Genomic DNA, 16,088 nt, shown 5'->3' on the forward strand with positions numbered 1-16,088 from the left:
TGCATCTTTATAAGCGACAATTTGCCTAAGTATAGCAACAAAAAAGTCAAGGAAGCAGTATTCACGCGCGTAAAGAAACAGCAGCGAGGTCGCGCTGGCCCTAAAGCCAGTCGCGCAGGATCGGAATCAGGGGAATGTCCGCAGGGGGCATCGGATAATCTTTCAGCGCATTGGCACGGACCCATTTCAGGGTCTGCCCCTCGCGCGCTTGCGGTGTGCCGTTCCATTTGCGGCAGGCAAACAGCGGCATCAGCAGGTGAAAATCATCGTAGGCATGGCTGGCAAAGGTCAGCGGGGCAAGGCAGGAGGCCCATGTGTCGATGCCCAGTTCCTCTTGAAGCTCGCGGATTAGCGCGGCCTCGGGGGTTTCGCCGGCTTCGACCTTGCCGCCCGGAAACTCCCACAAACCGGCCATGGATTTGCCGGGCGGGCGCTGTGCCAAAAGCACGCGCCCGTCCACGTCGATCAGGGCAACCGCCGAGACAAGGATAACCTTCACGAACGATAGTCCGCGTTGATCTCGATATAGCCGTGGGTCAGGTCGCAGGTCCAAACCGTTGCTTTGCCGTCGCCAAGGCCCAGATCAACGCCGATGGTGATGTTCTGGCCCTTCATATGCGCCGCCGCTGCCTCTTCCGAGTAATCGGGGCTGCGCCAGCCGTCTTTGGCCACCTCGATATCGCCAAAGCGGATCGACAGGCGATCCCGATCAGCAGCAGCACCTGATTTACCGACGGCCATTACCACGCGGCCCCAGTTCGGGTCCTCGCCCGCGATGGCGGTCTTGATGAGGGGGGAATTGGCGATGGCCATACCGTGGGTCTTGGCATCATCATCCGTAGCGGCACCGGTCACGGCGATCTCGACAAATTTGGTCGCCCCTTCGCCGTCTTGCACAACCTGATGCGCGAGGTTCAGCATGACGCCGTGCAGCGCTTCCGAGAACGCATCGCTTTCGCTGGCATCCACGCCCGACGCGCCAGTTGCGGCCAGGATCAAACTGTCGGAGGTCGATGTGTCGCTATCCACGGTGATGCAGTTAAAGGTGCTATCGGTATGGGTCGACGCCATTTTTTGCAGCGCCGGTTGGCTCACAACCGCATCGGTGAAGATATAGACCAGCATCGTCGCCATATCTGGCGCGATCATGCCCGATCCCTTCGCAATCCCCGCGATAGAGACTGTTTTTCCGTCAATCTCGACCTCGGCACGGGCCCCTTTGGGGAATGTGTCCGTGGTCATGATCGCCTTAGCCGCATCGGAAATGCCCTTGTCGGACAACGCGCCCTTAAGGTCCGCGAGAACAGCCGTGATCCGGTCGTGGGGCAGCGGTTCGCCGATCACACCGGTCGATGAGGTGAAAACACGCGATTGGGGAATATTACAGACATCAGCAACCGCAGCGGTAATTGCTTCGACCGCGGTGACGCCGCCCTTGCCGGTGAAGGCATTGGCGTTGCCCGAGTTGACCAGGATCGCGGCACCGGTGTCTGATGTCGCGCCGATCTTGGCCTGACAATCCAGAACCGGCGCGGCGCGGGTGGCAGAGCGCGTAAACGCCCCCGCCACCGTAGAGCCCGGGGCCAATTCGGCCAGCATCACATCGGTGCGGCCTTGATACCGTACCCCCGCCGCGATGGTGGCGAAACGCACACCATCGATGACAGGAAGATCAGGGAAGTGATCGGGTGCCAGCGGGGATACAGCGGTGATTTTGCCCATTTGTTACTCCAGCAGGCCGAGGTTGGTCAGAACCGAAGGGTCGATTGTGTCAGCCGCCGAGCGGTCAACATCTGCGGCTTCGGTGGTCTTTTCGATCAGGGCCTGTGCCTTGACCTGACGGACCTGGGTTTCCAGCTCGTCCTTCACGTCTTCGAGCTTGGGTGCTTCTTTCTGGCGCTTGTCGTCCAGTTTGATCACGTGCCAGCCGAACTGGGTTTCAACGGGATCAGACACAGCGCCGACTTCAAGCTCGGCAACGGCGGTTTCAAACGCGGGCACCATCATGCCGGGCCCGAACCAACCCAAAGTACCGCCCGCAGGACCGGAAGGACCGGTGGATTTTTCTTTCGCCAGCTCGGCAAAATCCGCGCCTTCATCCAGCTCTTTCTTGACGGCTTGGGCTTCTTCTTCTGTTTCTACCAGAATATGCGACGCGCTGAATTCCTCGGTCGGTTCCGCATCGGCGTAGGCTTCGTCATAGGCGGCTTGCAGCTCTCCCTCGGTGACGTCCTGGGCCATTGCTCTCTCGATCACTTCGCCCGCGATCAGCTGGCGGCGTTCGTTTTCAAGCGCCATCTCGATCCGCTTTGGCACTTCGCCGTCAAAATCTTGCGACAAGGCGGTTTGCTGCACAAGCTGATCCAGAATGCCTTTGAACAGGACTTCGGGGGGAAGCTGTTGATATTGTTCGGGCAGGGTGGCGCGGGCAATGATCATGCTGCCAATCGTGATGTCGGTGCCATTGACCGTGGCAACCACGGTTTCAGCGGTGACGTCTGTCTGCGCATCCGTGTTTTCGGCAGTGTCGTCCTGCGCAACAGCGGGCAGGGCGAGCGAAGCTGCCACCACGAATGGTGCCAGAAAAGTGAGAGGTTTTTGCATGTATCTGTCCTTGGTTTGGCAGCCACAAGGGGCTGCTACATTGACACGGTTTAGTGCGGCCCTTACATCGCCCTATGGGCGCGGCCTTGGCGCACGTTCAGTCTTGTATCTAGGGGCTGTCCGGCGGCTCGGCAAGCAGATGGACGCCTTGGAACATAACTTCGGCAGGAGATTGCATGCTGGGCATCGGAACACTCGCCAAAAAAGTCTTTGGGACCCCAAACGACCGTAAAATCAAGGCGACCCGCCCGCTGGTTGAAAAGATCAACGCGCTGGAAGAAGAATTCTTGGCTTTGACCGACGACGGTCTGAAGCAAAAAACGGAAGAGCTGCGCAAGCGGGCGATTGACGGCGAAAGCCTTGATGATCTGCTGCCGGAAGCTTTTGCGAACTGCCGCGAAGGCGCACGCCGGACCTTGGGTCTGCGCGCCTTTGACACGCAGTTGATGTCGGCGATTTTCCTGCATCAGGGCAACATATCCGAGCAGAAAACCGGTGAGGGTAAAACCCTGACCGCGACGCTGGCCGCTTACCTCAATGCGCTGACCGGCAAGGGCGTGCATGTGGTCACGGTGAACGAATACCTCGTGAAACGGGACGCCGACTGGATGGGCAAGGTCTTTGCCTCGCTGGGGCTGACCACGGGCGCTGCGGTGTCCGGCATGACCGAGGAAGACAAACGCGCCGCCTATGATTGCGACGTGACCTACGCCACGAACAACGAGCTGGGCTTTGATTATCTGCGCGATAACATGAAGTCTGAGCTGAGCCAGATTTTCCAGAAACAGCACAATTTTGCCATCGTGGATGAGGTCGACAGTATTCTGATCGACGAGGCGCGGACGCCGTTGATTATCTCTGGCCCGTCGCAAGACCGCTCCGAGATGTATAAAATCGTCGACGATGTGATCCCGCTGCTGCAGGAAAGCCACTACGAGCTGGACGAGAAAACCCGCAACGTGACCTTTACCGACGAAGGGAACGAGTTCCTCGAGCAAGAGCTGCACAGCCGCGGCCTGCTGGAAGAAGGGTTAACGATGTATGACCCCGAAAGCACCACCATCGTGCACCACGTGAACCAGGGTTTGCGGGCGCATAAGCTGTTCCAGCGCGACAAGGATTACATCGTGCGCGACGGCGAGGTGATGCTGATCGACGAATTCACCGGGCGTATGATGTCCGGTCGTCGTCTGTCCGACGGGTTGCATCAGGCGATCGAAGCGAAGGAAGGCTGCCAGATCCAGCCCGAGAACGTGACACTGGCCTCGGTCACCTTCCAGAACTACTTCCGCCTTTATGACAAGCTGGCGGGCATGACGGGTACTGCCGAAACCGAAGCCGAAGAATTCGCCGAGATTTACGGGCTGGGTGTTGTCGTGGTCCCGACCAACGTGCCGGTTGCGCGTGTGGACGAAGACGATCAGGTCTATCGTTCGGCGCTGGAAAAATATCAGGCTATGATCGAAAAGGTCAAAGAAGCCAATGCGATAGGCCAACCGGTTCTGGTGGGTACCACCTCTATCGAGAAATCCGAAATGCTGAGCCAGATGCTGACCGAAGCGGGTATCAAGCATAACGTTCTGAACGCGCGCCAGCACGAGCAGGAAGCGCAGATCGTGGCGGATGCGGGCAAGTTCGGCGCGGTGACCATCGCGACAAACATGGCCGGTCGCGGCACCGACATTCAGCTGGGCGGCAACGTCGAGCTGAAGGTGATTGAAGCGCTGGACGCTGATCCTGATGCCGATCCCGTTGCGATCCGTGAAAAGATCGAAGCGGAACACGCTGACGAGAAGAAAAAGGTGCTCGACGCAGGGGGGCTTTATGTTCTGGCGTCCGAGCGTCACGAAAGCCGCCGGATCGATAACCAGCTGCGGGGCCGTTCGGGCCGTCAGGGTGACCCCGGCCGGTCGTCCTTCTACCTGTCTCTCGAAGACGATCTGATGCGTATTTTCGGCTCTGAACGTCTTGAGAAAGTGTTGACGACGCTTGGCCTGAAAGAGGGCGAAGCGATTGTGCACCCTTGGGTCAACAAGTCGTTGGAGCGCGCGCAGGCCAAGGTCGAAGGGCGCAACTTTGACATTCGTAAACAGCTGTTGAAGTTCGACGATGTAATGAACGACCAGCGGAAGGTCATCTTTGGCCAGCGCCGCGACATCATGGAAGCTGCCGACCTGCAAGAGATCACCGCCGACATGCGCGAGCAGGTGATCGACGATCTGATCGACCAGTTCATGCCGCCAAAAACCTATGCAGATCAGTGGGATACACAAGGTTTCCAGGCCGCGGTTGCGGATCAGCTGAACCTTGATGTGCCCGTTGCAGCATGGTGTGAGGAAGAGGGCGTCGACGATGAGGTCATCCGCGAACGTCTTGTCGAAGCCAGCGAAAACATGATGGCCCAGAAGGCTGAACAGTTCGGCTCCGAGAACATGCGCAACATCGAAAAGCAGGTGTTGTTGCAGGCGATTGACGGCAAGTGGCGTGATCACCTTCTGACGCTGGAACATCTGCGGTCGGTCGTCGGTTTCCGCGGCTATGCGCAGCGTGATCCGTTGAACGAATACAAGAACGAATCCTTCCAACTGTTTGAAAGCATGCTGGACAGCCTGCGGACCGAAGTGACCCAGAAGCTGGGTCAGATCCGTCCTATGACAGAGGAAGAGCAGCAGCAAATCCTGTCGCAAATGCAGGAACGTCAGGCCGCGGCGCAGGTTAACGCAGCGCAGGCGGCGGAAGAGAACAGCGAAGCGCCGGCTTCGACCGCCGCTGCCGCGTCCGGTTCTACCGCTGTGGCGGGGTTCGACGAGAATGATCCAAGCACGTGGGGCACCCCTGCGCGCAATGATGAATGCCCCTGCGGGTCGGGCAAAAAGTTCAAGCATTGCCACGGCAAGCTTGCGTAAATGATCTTCCCCAAGGCTGGTTGCCGGCCTTGGGGGTGCTCCGCACGGTGGGGTAAGATTTAGGTAGGATCGGTAGACCAAGCTGCGCTCTTCACCAAACGGAGAGCGACATGCCAATTACCGACAATTTCAATGACTATACCGCAGGATTGACCGGCCCTATTTGCGGGGCCTTTGATATTGTGCCCGACGATACCGCCAACCTGCCGCAGATCACCCGTGGCTTTATGGTCGGTGGGGCCGGTGATGTCGCGGTGACGCTGAAAAGCGGGGATGCAATCACTCTGCCCGGTTTGATGGCGGGGGTCGTCTATCCGTTTCGCATCTCAAAAGTGCGCGACAGCGGCACCACCGCAACGGGGATCAAAGGGTTGGTCTAGCGTCTTGTCACCGCGTTAACTGTTGTTGCGCCCCGTCAGTATCCGGTGGGGCGCAGCAGGACGGGCAGAGTGCGCGCGATGATCTTGAGATCGCCCATAAAGCTTGGCTGGCGGGCGTAGCGTTCATCAAGCAAGGCGCGTTCAGCAAACAGCAAGATGCCGCGCCCCGATACCTGCCAAAGCCCTGTGACCCCCGGGCGCACCCGTTGGTAAGCGTGGCGGGCATCACCGTAGCTGTGCAGCTCCGCCCGGGTGACGGGGCGCGGCCCGACCAAAGACATATCGCCGCGCAGTACGTTCCAGATCTGGGGCAGTTCATCCAGACCGGTGCGACGCAGGAAATGGCCACCGGGGATCACGCGCGGATCTTTGGTCAGCTTTTGGTACAACGCCCATTCCAGCGCGCGATCAGGTCGCGCCAATAGAATCGCCGGCAGCGCGGCCTGTGCATCAGGGACCATCGTTCTGATTTTCCAACAGCGGAAAACCTTGCCGGCGCGCCCAATCCTCGGGTGGGCATAAAGTCCGCCCTGACCCTTGGATGCCACCAGACAGTATAAAACGATAATCACCGGCAGGATCAGCGGCAGCAACGCGAGGCTGACGGCAAGGTCGAACACCCGTTTCCCGCCGCCTTCGTAAAGTGGTGCCCGACGTGCATGAACATCACTGCCCTGCCGTATCCCGATATCGATAAACGCCATCGTCACCTCTTACCCATAGCAACCAAACACCGGCGCATGTGCCGGTGTGTCAGCTAAAGCAGAGGTATCCTAAGGTGTGGTTAAAATCGGGATGCCGTCAGATCAGAGGTAGTTAAATTCGACCTCGCCATTGTTGATCGTTGCGGCGGTGAGCTTGTCCGTCGCGTAGGCACCGGTGTCGATCGATACCACGCCGCCCTTGATCATCGGGGTGTCGACGATTGTGTGCCCGTGTACGACCCAGATGCCGTCACGGCGGCGTTTGCGCCCGAAATCCTCATGCCCCCAAAGCAACGTCCGGCTTTCCTGATCCTTGATAGGGATCAGTGGGTTAGCAGCGGCGTGGACAAAGGCGACATTGCCCGACACCCAAGAGGTTGGCAGGTTGATCACCCAGTCGAGCAAGGCCTCGCCCATAGCGTCTTGCAGGGCGTCGCGGGCGCGTTCCAGATCGTCACCAGAGGATGTTTGCGACACGCCCGAGACGCCAAAGCTCGACAAAGTCTGGAGCCCGCCGTACCGGAGCCAGCGCGGACCATTCTCTTTCGGATTGTCGATAAACTTTAGCATCATCTGTTCGTGGTTGCCCATCAGCGTGATGATATCGTGCTGTTCGTGCAGAGCCCGCAGTACCTGCGCGCTTTGTTCGCCGCGGTCGACAAGGTCGCCGACGCAGATCACCTGTGTTCCGTCCGGAGGTTCGGGCAGTCTTTCAAGCAAATCAAAACGCCCGTGAATATCTCCGATCGCAATCACGGGTACATCCGGTGTGATCGGATCGAAATGAGGTTCGGGTTCGGGGTCAGGTTGACGGCGTTTAAACCAACGGTTCAGCATAGGTCTTGGCGTATCCTCTGTGTTGCAAAACTGGCGCAACGAAATGGTAAATCCGTTGATTGGACGGCACACAAAGTGTAGTCCTTCCTAAACTTCTCTACGGTCCCAGTATTCGCAACAATTAATTAATAGGTAGGTTAGCAGATGCAAGGGCGCTCGAGGAAACTAGCTTGTTCGATGCTAGCCGGGGCGTTTTGCGTCACTAGTCTTGCCGAAGGTTCAGCGCAATCTTTATCGACCTACGGCACACCCGGGTTGGTTGAAATGCCGACGGCCCGCGTGTTGAAGGACGGCGATCTGGCCTTCACGGCAAGCGCGTTTGGCCCCAACTACCGGTATTCAGCAACGTTCCAGGTCTTGCCGCGTCTCTATGGGACATTCCGGTATTCGCAGATTAAGAATATCAGTACAAATGCGTTCTTGGACGGCGATACTTTCGACCGCAGCTTTGATGTGCATTACCAGATTTGGGATGAAACCGACCTACGCCCTGCTTTCGCCGTGGGGATGCGTGACTTTCTAGGCACTGGTATCCTGAGCAGTGAATATTTTGTGGCCACCAAAAGCTTCGGGTCGAAGCTGGAGGTCACCGGTGGTCTGGGCTGGGGGCGGCTTGCGGGGCGCAACTCATTCTCGAATCCGTTCAGCGTTTTGTCTGACCGGTTTGACACGCGTTCCTCAGGGTTCAGCGGTACAGGTGGCCAGCTTGAAACCGGCGATTGGTTCCGCGGGCCGACGTCGGTCTTCGCGGGCGTGCAGTGGAATGTGTCGGACCAGATGACGCTATTCGCCGAATACTCCCCCGATGAATACACGCGGGAATCGGTGAACACGGGCATCGACGTGTCTTCGCCCCTCAATGTGGGGTTGGAGTATCGTTTCAACAACGGTGTGCACCTCAAGGGGTTTGTCGTCGGGGGGCATGAGGTCGGCGCGCAGCTGAGCTATGTCATCAACCCCAAGAAACCGTCTGTGCCCGGCGGGTTGGAGCAGGCCCCGCGCACCGTTGGCGCGCGCAACCGGCTGGCGATTGCGGAGTGGAACAACTCTGCTGCCGGGGGCGGGCGTGATGCGGTCGAGGCCGTGTTGCAGCGTGTGCTGGCGGAAGACGGGCTGGAGCTACAAGGCTTCACCATGTCGGGCAACCGCGCGACCGTCCGCGTGGAAAACACCCGTTTCGACAATGAGGCCCAAGCGGCAGGGCGCACGGCGCGGGCCATGGCGGTGACGCTGCCCCCCGCAATCGAAGAGTTCACGGTCGTGTTTCTGGAGCGCGGCGTGCCGCTGAATCAGATCGTGACGCAAAGATCCGATCTGGAAGAGCTGCAGTTTGATTACGATGGTGCCTGGCGCAGTCTGGCACGGGCGCGTCTGGAAGACGGGCACGATCAGGGCCGCGAAGGCGAGTTGGCGGATATCTATCCGGTCTTTGACACGTCGATCGGGCCATATCTCGCCACGTCCTTTTTCGACCCTAACAGCCCGATTAGGGCCGATTTCGGCGTCCAGCTTAAGATGGACTACCGGCCACGTCCGGGGCTGACCTTTGCGGGTCGTTTCCGCTATCCGCTGGTGGGCAATATCGACAAATCGTTCCGCGTGTCGAATTCCGTGATCGAGCCGGTCCGCTCCAATGCTGTGCGCTACGCAAAGGAATCAGAACTCGAGGTGAACAGCCTCACGGCCGAGTATTTGTTCCGTCCGGGTAAAAACCTGTTTGGCCGGGTCTCGGCAGGGTATCTGGAAGGGATGTTTGGCGGCGTGTCGACCGAAGTGCTTTGGTATCCGATGGATAGCCGGCTCGCACTTGGGGCGGAACTGAACTATGTCAAACAACGTGATTTCGACATGCTGTTCGGGTTTCAGGACTATGACGTCGTGACCGGCCATGCCTCTGCCTATTACGATCTGGGCAATGGGTTCTTCGGGCAGCTAGACGTTGGTCGCTACCTCGCGGGTGACTATGGCGCGACGTTCTCTTTGGATCGTGAATTTAACAACGGGTTCAAGGTTGGCGGTTATTTCACGCTCACCGATGTGTCCTTTGATGATTTTGGTGAAGGGTCTTTCGACAAGGGCCTGCGGTTCGAAGTGCCGCTTTCGTGGCTGACCGGACGCCCGTCGCGGACGAAAGTCCAGCAAACAATCAAGCCGATTACACGCGACGGCGGGGCGCGTCTTGCTGTCGCCAACCGTTTGCACGGGGTCGTGCGCGACTATCGCGGCAAAGAGCTTCGGGACAGCTGGGGGAGATACCTGCGATGATCTTACGTGCGTTGACCCTTGGTCTGTGTCTGGCGGGCCTCACAGCCTGTAGCGCCAGCCAGAATCTTCTGGCGCGTGGTGTTGCCGTTGCTGTGGATGACGATTCAATCGTGCCCAAAACCGCGCAAGGGTTTCCGCCGCGTTTTGCCGCGCTGGTGCAGGATACCGCCACCCCCGCCTTGCTGCTGACCGTCGAAAGCCGTGCACAAACCGGCCGCATGCTGCGCGAGGCGCGTGTGAACGGTGTCGATACATGGCTGAGTTCGGATTTAACGGCGCTGATGCTGGAAGACGGGATGCTGCAAGGGACACGCGGCCTTGGGTCTGAACTTTTCGCCGCTGATGTGTCGGAGCCCAAGGCGCTGATCCTGTCCGGCCGGCGCGGTTATTCGGACCGGTTGCACAGCAATCTGACGGGACTGGATGAGATTTCTACCCGCGCGTATCGCTGTCTGGTGGAGCCGCAAGGCAGCGCGACGCTCGCGCTTGAGATCGGCACCGTGCCGACGCGGGTTGTAACCGAGGATTGTAAAAGTCTGGACCAGTCGTTTCGGAATACGTATTGGGTCAGTGTAAAGAGCGGTGCCATTGTACAGGCGCGGCAATGGGCGGGCGATGAGGTCGGGTATTTGATGACCAAGGCCGCCGCCCGTTAAGGTTAACAGGGGCCGAACCTGTCTGGGGGCGAGGTGTCACATGATGAATGGGAGTATTAAAGTGCGATACCTATTGGTAGCTGTTTTGGGCCTGACCCTTGCAAGCTGTGGTACGGTTTACCGAACACCTGAAGTTGTAGAGGGCGTCGCTGGCGGCACCAATGTACGGGTGATGAACCTCACTGCTGAATCCGTCATTCAGGCGAATAGGTCCGCCTATGCGCCACGGAGCCTGCCCGATGTGTTTTCCCGCACCGCAGGCTCTGGCTCGGGGCTGCGTGGAACCGGGGCGCTGCCATCGCCCACACTCGACGTTCAGACCCGCCCTAACGCGCTTGAGCTGCGCCTGCCGCCCCCGGTTGATCCCGGTCCCTACGAGATTGGTATCGGTGATGTGGTGCTGCTGGCCACGCCGCGCGCCGCCGGATCGGTTGAACAGTTGACCGGGCTGCTGGCCGCACAAAACGCGCGCCAAGGCTATACGGTGCAGGATGACGGATCGATCAACATTCCCGATGTGGGCCGTGTGCGTATTGCCGGTTTGACCATTGAAGACGCCGAAGCGGCCTTGTTCCAGCGTCTGGTCGAGAACCAGATTGACCCGACTTTCAGCCTCGAGATTTCCGAGTTCAACTCGCGCCGTGTGTCCATCGGGGGAGCCGTGTCGCAGCCGACTGTTGTGCCGGTAACGCTAACGCCGCTCTATCTGGAAGAAGCCTTGGCGGCTGCTGGCGGGATCACGGTCGAGGATCAGGACTATGCCTCGATCCGTTTGTACCGTGATGGTACGCTGTATCAGATCCCGCTGTCGCAGCTTTATTCCCGCGCGAGCCTGACCAAGACCCGCCTGCTGCCCGGCGATGCGATCTTTGTTGATACGGAATATGAACTGGCGCGTGCGCAGGAATATTTCGCGCAGCAGATCACTTTGGTTCAGGCGCGTCAGGCGGCACGTGCCTCGGCATTGCAAGAGCTTCAGCTTGAGGTGTCCTTGCGCCGTGATAATCTGGACGAAGCCCGTGACAACTACAAAGCACGCCTAGATCTTGGTGCTGATGATCGCGACTATGTCTATCTGGCGGGGGAAGTCGGGACGCAGTCGCGCTTTGCCTTGCCGTACGAGCGTAAGGCAAGTCTGGCAGATGCCTTGTATGATGCAGGTGGTGTAGCGTCGTCGACCGGCGATGTGTCCCAGGTCTATGTGTTGCGTGCATCCTCCGATCCACGCGAACTGGGGGCCATTACCGCGTGGCATCTGGATGCCCGTAACGCCGCGAATTTCGCGCTGGCCCCGCGGTTCGAGCTGCGCCCTGATGACATCATCTTTATCGCGCAGCAGCCCGTCACCAAATGGAGCCGCGCTGTTTCGCAGATCCTGCCGCAGATCCTGAGTGTGGGGAACGCGGTCAGCAATTGATCTGACCACGATTGATGACCAAAGGCCGGGCAGAAATGTCCGGCCTTTTACGTTTCAAAGGGTCTGTCTAACGACCAGAGGTTCCGCAAATTGAACCCATCGGTGCCCTATTTCAGCCACATCGCCTCATTACCCCTGAACGGGTCAATTATTCAGGCGGTGTGATATGTATCTTTCTGTTGTGATCCCTTGCATGAACGAAGAAGCCTCGATCCCGGGGCTGGTATCGCGGCTGACGCAGGCGATCGCGCCGTGGAAAGATCGGGCCGAGGCGCTGTGGCTCACATGCTAAATACCAAGTCGAAAGAGCTGCAGATACGAACATGGAAAAAGATGTCGTATCTAATGCCGCGGCGCTACAGAAAGTCCACGAGATTTGCTTTGGTCAGCACGGGGACTGCGATGTCATACGTGGCGATGTATGTGATATTTACGTCGCTGAAGCTGCCGGCCTTGTGGGCAAATGTACTGGCATTCTTATTCGCGGGCATACTGCAATACATTGGGCACGTGATCATTACCTTCGAACGACAAGTGCTTAGCCGCAGTCAAATCGAAAAGTTTATGGCTATGGCGGCCATTGGGTGCATTGTGTCGTCGGCACTTGCTGTTGTGCTGTCTGCCAGTATGGGATTCCCGGCATGGATGACGGCGTCGATCATCGCGTTTTATATGGCCGCTCAGAACTATACCATCATGAGCCTGTGGGCCTTCGGGGCGTATCGCGCGAAGCTCGACGCGACGCATTAGAGCCCAATTTTCGAGAGAAATCTGCCATTGGCTGATATGGGCGAAAAGTGTCTTACCGAGGCTTATCGGCACATTTGATTTGGCGAACTAACTACACGTTAATCATACGCGTTATACCAGAACCATCGGACGAGACTGAGGATTAAGCGGTAAAGATGCTGTCCATGTGTTCGGCCAGATAGATGCGCAGCCAGGGGGTAAAGCGCTCTGGCGTGGTTTGGGTCTGGCGGGCGAGGTCGGAGAGGTCGACCCAGGCGGTGTCCATCACTTCGGCGGGGTTCGGGGTCACATCGGTGAGCGCGACTGCTTCGGCGACGTAAATCTCTACCAGCTCATGTTCGGTCAGGCCGCCGCCCACATCGGCGCGGTATTCGACCTGGTCGCGATGGTCGAGCCGTAGGCCGCTGATCCCCAGCTCTTCGTCCAGTCGCCGTTTGGCGCAGGTGAGCGCGGGTTCATCCCAGAACGGATGGGTGCAGCAGGCGTTCGCCCAGAGACCGGGGGTGTGATATTTGCCAAGCGCCCGCCGCTGGATCAGGGTTTCGCGTCCGCGCATGACGAAAACCGAGATAGCCTTATGGCGCAGACCGCGCTGGTGGACCTCAAGCTTTTCGACGGGGGTAAGCTTGCCGTTGACCCAGGCGGGGATCATCGTGGTCATGTGGCTGCCCCATTCGGGTGGCGTTGTGGCGATGTCATATCCGGCTGCCCCGCTCCTTGCGGCCCGCTGGCCCCTCTGCGCTAGGCGGTCTTGTAGCGGGTCGGTTTTGGATTGTCAGCCGCTGGTTGCGAAATGAAGGATAAGAGCGGTTACGCAATACCGCCTGCGTTAAGGATGGTGGCGATGCGATCTGTGTCATAGCCAAGCTCGGCGAGGATAGTGCGGGTATCGGTTTGACCGTCGGGCATCCGTGGCGGCGTGGTTTTATGGGTCGAATATCGCGGCGCTGGCGCTGGCTGTAGCACGTTCCCTGCGGTGACGAATGTATCGCGTGCGGTGTTGTGAGGGTGGGAAGGTGCCTCTGCCAATGACAGAACGGGGGCATAGCAGGCATCGTGGCCGATCATGATCTCGTCCCATTCGGCGCGGGTCTTGGTTTCAATCAAGCGGGCAAGCTTATCGCGCATGGCGTCCCATTGGCTTTGGTCGTTCTGGATCTGCATGACGGGATCGTTTGACAGACCGCAAAGGTGCAGTAGTTGAACGTAGAATTGCGGCTCTATCGCGCCAATAGAGACGAATTTTTCATCCGCTGTCTTATAGACATCATAGAAATGCGCCCCTGTATCAAGCATGTTCACACCCCGGTCATCCTGCCACCAGCCTTGACCGTGAAACGCATAGATCATCGACATCAACAGGGCCGATCCATCGGTCATTGCAGCGTCGATCACAGTGCCTTTACCACCGCGCTGTACGTCCAAAAGGGCAGAGACCATGCCAAATGCAAGCATCATGGCACCGCCCCCGAAATCGCCGACCATATTGGCGGGGGGCGTGGGTTTATCCCCCTTGCGACCAAAGGCATGCAGCGCACCGCTGAGGGCAATATAATTGATGTCATGCCCGGCCATTGGCGCGTAGGGGCCGGTTTGTCCCCATCCGGTCATGCGCCCGTAGACGAGCTTGGGGTTCAGGGTCAGCATATCCCCAGGGCCAAGGCCTAAACGTTCCATAACGCCGGGGCGGAACCCTTCGACCAGCCCGTCAGCGGAGGCGACAAGATCGCGCAGTACGGCTTGGCCCGTTGCGGATTTGAGGTCGACCTCGATTGTTCTGCGGGACCGGAGCAGAATATCGGTTTTCGGGTCGCTTTCGGGGCCGCCACGGGTGCCGCCCGGACGGTCGATGTGGATCACCTCCGCGCCGTGGTCCGCGAGCATCATACAGGCGAAGGGGCCTGGGCCGAGCCCCGCGAATTCAATGATGCGTATACCTGAAAGCGGTCCTGCCATGATGTTCCCCCGAGCTAATCAATGTCGGTAGCAAAGCACTGAAAGGGCGCAGTGGCAAACGCGATAGGGGCGTGCGGTGGTGCAGGCTCGCGTTAACCTGTCTGCGGCAGGGTGAGCCCTGATCACCATCTACCGAACAGGAGCCACCATATGACCGATACATCCCCCGTTCTCGCCCTTCCATATATTCAACCGTCGCAAGCGCAAAAGCATGTGACCCATAACGAGGCGCTGCGGCTTTTGGATGCGATTGTGCAACTGTCGGTCCTGTCTTTCACCGAAACTACGCCGCCCGCGACCGCAGCCGAGGGGGATCGGTATCTGGTGGCCTCAAACGCTGTGGGGGATTGGGCGGGGCATGACCAAGAAGTGGCGGTTTTCGTGGATGGGGCGTGGCAGTTTATCGCGCCGATGCCGGGCTGGGTGGCATCTGTGGCCCCCAGCCAAACCCAAGTGGTTTACGACGGCGCGCGCTGGGCGGTGCCGGGGTTGCAAGATGTGCCTCGGCTGGGTGTCGGGGCGACGCCGGATGCGTATAACCGGTTGGTTGTGGCGTCGGATGCGGTGCTGTTCAACAATGCCGGGGCGGGGCATCAGGTGAAGGTCAACAAGGCGGCGGAAGGGGACACGGCCAGCCTGCTGTTCCAGACCGCCTTTGGGGGGCGGGCCGAGATGGGGACCTCGGGGAGCGATGATTTCGCCATTAAGGTCAGCGCAGACGGCGCGACTTGGGCGGAAGCTTTGCGCATTGAAGCGGCGAGCGGGCGTGTGACCGCCCCAGTCTCGGGTTGGCGAGAGCGGCTGACTGCCGCTCGCGTTTACTATGTGGACCCGCTTCAGGGTGGCGATGGGCAAAGTGGGCGGGGCACGGGGGCGGCTGCCTTTGCGTCGCTAGGCCGTGCGATGGAGGAAGTCGCCCGTTTGGACAGCGCAGGCCACGCCGTCACGGTTCAATTGGCGGATGGAAGCTATGATCTGGGCCCTATGCCAGTCGCGGTAAGCGCGGCATTGGTGGGAGGTCTGGTTGAGCTTGTCGGGAATGCTGGCGACCCCGACGCGGTCACGATGACAGCGACAGGGACGGTGATCGAGCTGGTTTCGGGGCGTCTGAGATTGCGAGGCATGAGGATAGAAACCTCCGGTGCCGACCCGGCGATCCGGGTGTTGCCGGAAGCTGTGTTAGAGGTTGATGAGGTCATCTTTGGCGCGGCGGGGGGACATCTGGATATTGTCGGCGGGCGCGTCGAGGGTGCGGGTTCGTATGTTATCGACGGCGATGCCGCGTATCATCTGCGTCTGTCGCAGGGGGCTGTTCTGGCGCGGGGGATGCAGACGGTGACGCTGGCGAATACTCCCGAGTTTGCCACTGCGTTTGTGAGTTGCGAGATGGCCGGGCAGGCGGATTTCAGCGGGCATGGTTTCACCGGCACAGCCACGGGCAAACGTTTTGACGTGAGCAGCAACGCTGTGGTGCAAAGTGGCGGGACCGTGCTGCCGGGCGATATCGCGGGCACGACGCAAAGCGGCGGTCTATACCTCTGATCTGCGAAAACCGAAAATTGTATGAAAGGGCCACATTGCCGCCTTAAAACCTGAAGCTGCCGTTAAGGAAT

At 59.1% G+C, this 16,088-nt stretch carries 15 protein-coding genes; 8 read left to right on the plus strand and 7 right to left on the minus strand.

The features are described from left to right. Window positions 1–100 precede the first annotated feature (100 nt). Genes mutT through ACNQ62_RS03245 form a run of 3 tightly spaced genes read right to left on the minus strand, consistent with a single transcriptional unit; the run spans window position 101 to window position 2,604 of the window. Window positions 101–499: an 8-oxo-dGTP diphosphatase MutT gene (gene mutT / locus ACNQ62_RS03235; protein WP_005850865.1), complete on the minus strand. Its 399-nt coding sequence runs from the start codon at window positions 497–499 to the stop codon at window positions 101–103. After that, window positions 496–1,722 (minus strand): bifunctional glutamate N-acetyltransferase/amino-acid acetyltransferase ArgJ, encoded by a 1,227-nt coding sequence (gene argJ, locus ACNQ62_RS03240; protein ID WP_418094185.1) that lies wholly within the window; start codon window positions 1,720–1,722, stop codon window positions 496–498. Before argJ ends, mutT begins: the two co-directional genes overlap by 4 nt. A 3-nt stretch (window positions 1,723–1,725) precedes the next feature. Next, window positions 1,726–2,604, minus strand: a complete 879-nt coding sequence (locus ACNQ62_RS03245) for a peptidylprolyl isomerase (RefSeq protein ID WP_418094186.1) — start codon at window positions 2,602–2,604, stop codon at window positions 1,726–1,728. Between the two features lie 176 nt (window positions 2,605–2,780). Here ACNQ62_RS03245 and secA point away from each other — a divergent pair, with 176 nt between their 5' ends. After that, window positions 2,781–5,510 (plus strand): preprotein translocase subunit SecA, encoded by a 2,730-nt coding sequence (secA, locus tag ACNQ62_RS03250; RefSeq protein WP_005850870.1) that lies wholly within the window; start codon window positions 2,781–2,783, stop codon window positions 5,508–5,510. 110 nt (window positions 5,511–5,620) lie between these two features. Continuing rightward, window positions 5,621–5,890 carry a spike base protein, RCAP_Rcc01079 family gene (locus ACNQ62_RS03255; RefSeq protein WP_074636708.1) on the plus strand — a complete coding sequence of 90 codons (270 nt, stop codon included), beginning with the start codon at window positions 5,621–5,623 and terminating at the stop codon, window positions 5,888–5,890. Between the two features lie 35 nt (window positions 5,891–5,925). Here ACNQ62_RS03255 and ACNQ62_RS03260 read toward each other — a convergent pair whose 3' ends face one another. Both ACNQ62_RS03260 and ACNQ62_RS03265 read right to left on the minus strand, forming a co-directional pair. Next, window positions 5,926–6,594 (minus strand): sugar transferase, encoded by a 669-nt coding sequence (locus ACNQ62_RS03260; RefSeq protein ID WP_418094187.1) that lies wholly within the window; start codon window positions 6,592–6,594, stop codon window positions 5,926–5,928. 102 nt (window positions 6,595–6,696) lie between these two features. Further along, the gene (locus ACNQ62_RS03265) at window positions 6,697–7,431 is read right to left on the minus strand and encodes a metallophosphoesterase (RefSeq protein ID WP_418094188.1); all 735 of its coding nucleotides are present in this window, start codon (window positions 7,429–7,431) and stop codon (window positions 6,697–6,699) included. Between the two features lie 177 nt (window positions 7,432–7,608). On the opposite strand from ACNQ62_RS03265, the gene ACNQ62_RS03270 reads away from it, so the two are divergent. From ACNQ62_RS03270 to ACNQ62_RS03290, 5 genes are all read left to right on the plus strand, one after another. Further along, window positions 7,609–9,696 (plus strand): YjbH domain-containing protein, encoded by a 2,088-nt coding sequence (locus tag ACNQ62_RS03270; RefSeq protein WP_418094189.1) that lies wholly within the window; start codon window positions 7,609–7,611, stop codon window positions 9,694–9,696. Then, window positions 9,693–10,352 (plus strand): YjbF family lipoprotein, encoded by a 660-nt coding sequence (locus ACNQ62_RS03275; protein ID WP_418094190.1) that lies wholly within the window; start codon window positions 9,693–9,695, stop codon window positions 10,350–10,352. The genes ACNQ62_RS03270 and ACNQ62_RS03275 overlap by 4 nt, the downstream gene beginning before the upstream one ends. A gap of 172 nt (window positions 10,353–10,524) precedes the next feature. Continuing rightward, entirely contained in the window at window positions 10,525–11,769 is a 1,245-nt protein-coding gene (locus ACNQ62_RS03280) for a polysaccharide biosynthesis/export family protein (RefSeq protein WP_005850883.1), read from the plus strand. A 166-nt stretch (window positions 11,770–11,935) separates the two neighbouring features. Continuing rightward, window positions 11,936–12,061: a hypothetical protein gene (locus tag ACNQ62_RS03285; protein ID WP_268874243.1), complete on the plus strand. Its 126-nt coding sequence runs from the start codon at window positions 11,936–11,938 to the stop codon at window positions 12,059–12,061. Between the two features lie 53 nt (window positions 12,062–12,114). Continuing rightward, window positions 12,115–12,519, plus strand: a complete 405-nt coding sequence (locus ACNQ62_RS03290) for a GtrA family protein (protein WP_418094210.1) — start codon at window positions 12,115–12,117, stop codon at window positions 12,517–12,519. A gap of 142 nt (window positions 12,520–12,661) precedes the next feature. On the opposite strand, the gene idi is transcribed toward ACNQ62_RS03290, so the two are convergent. Beyond that, window positions 12,662–13,180, minus strand: a complete 519-nt coding sequence (gene idi, locus ACNQ62_RS03295; RefSeq protein ID WP_237278104.1) for an isopentenyl-diphosphate Delta-isomerase — start codon at window positions 13,178–13,180, stop codon at window positions 12,662–12,664. A gap of 149 nt (window positions 13,181–13,329) precedes the next feature. Next, window positions 13,330–14,475, minus strand: coding sequence for a CaiB/BaiF CoA transferase family protein (locus ACNQ62_RS03300; protein ID WP_418094191.1), 1,146 nt, complete (start codon window positions 14,473–14,475; stop codon window positions 13,330–13,332). Window positions 14,476–14,625: 150 nt separating this feature from the next. Here ACNQ62_RS03300 and ACNQ62_RS03305 point away from each other — a divergent pair, with 150 nt between their 5' ends. After that, window positions 14,626–16,017 (plus strand): DUF2793 domain-containing protein, encoded by a 1,392-nt coding sequence (locus tag ACNQ62_RS03305; RefSeq protein ID WP_418094192.1) that lies wholly within the window; start codon window positions 14,626–14,628, stop codon window positions 16,015–16,017. Window positions 16,018–16,088: the final 71 nt, after the last annotated feature.

Origin of the sequence: Sulfitobacter sp. SBS6 (genome assembly GCF_048285585.1) — a bacterium.
Taxonomy (GTDB): domain Bacteria; phylum Pseudomonadota; class Alphaproteobacteria; order Rhodobacterales; family Rhodobacteraceae; genus Sulfitobacter; species Sulfitobacter pontiacus.

Excerpts from the sequence above, each read along its gene's own strand:
- argJ (WP_418094185.1), bottom strand. The coding sequence starts at position 1,722 with ATGGGCAAAATCACCGCTGTATCCCCGCTGGCACCCGATCACTTCCCT.
- ACNQ62_RS03245 (WP_418094186.1), bottom strand. The coding sequence starts at position 2,604 with ATGCAAAAACCTCTCACTTTTCTGGCACCATTCGTGGTGGCAGCTTCG.
- secA (WP_005850870.1), top strand. The coding sequence starts at position 2,781 with ATGCTGGGCATCGGAACACTCGCCAAAAAAGTCTTTGGGACCCCAAAC.
- ACNQ62_RS03255 (WP_074636708.1), top strand. The coding sequence starts at position 5,621 with ATGCCAATTACCGACAATTTCAATGACTATACCGCAGGATTGACCGGC.
- ACNQ62_RS03260 (WP_418094187.1), bottom strand. The coding sequence starts at position 6,594 with ATGGCGTTTATCGATATCGGGATACGGCAGGGCAGTGATGTTCATGCA.
- ACNQ62_RS03265 (WP_418094188.1), bottom strand. The coding sequence starts at position 7,431 with ATGCTGAACCGTTGGTTTAAACGCCGTCAACCTGACCCCGAACCCGAA.
- ACNQ62_RS03270 (WP_418094189.1), top strand. The coding sequence starts at position 7,609 with ATGCTAGCCGGGGCGTTTTGCGTCACTAGTCTTGCCGAAGGTTCAGCG.
- ACNQ62_RS03275 (WP_418094190.1), top strand. The coding sequence starts at position 9,693 with ATGATCTTACGTGCGTTGACCCTTGGTCTGTGTCTGGCGGGCCTCACA.
- ACNQ62_RS03280 (WP_005850883.1), top strand. The coding sequence starts at position 10,525 with ATGAACCTCACTGCTGAATCCGTCATTCAGGCGAATAGGTCCGCCTAT.
- ACNQ62_RS03285 (WP_268874243.1), top strand. The coding sequence starts at position 11,936 with ATGTATCTTTCTGTTGTGATCCCTTGCATGAACGAAGAAGCCTCGATC.
- ACNQ62_RS03290 (WP_418094210.1), top strand. The coding sequence starts at position 12,115 with ATGCCGCGGCGCTACAGAAAGTCCACGAGATTTGCTTTGGTCAGCACG.
- idi (WP_237278104.1), bottom strand. The coding sequence starts at position 13,180 with ATGACCACGATGATCCCCGCCTGGGTCAACGGCAAGCTTACCCCCGTC.
- ACNQ62_RS03300 (WP_418094191.1), bottom strand. The coding sequence starts at position 14,475 with ATGGCAGGACCGCTTTCAGGTATACGCATCATTGAATTCGCGGGGCTC.
- ACNQ62_RS03305 (WP_418094192.1), top strand. The coding sequence starts at position 14,626 with ATGACCGATACATCCCCCGTTCTCGCCCTTCCATATATTCAACCGTCG.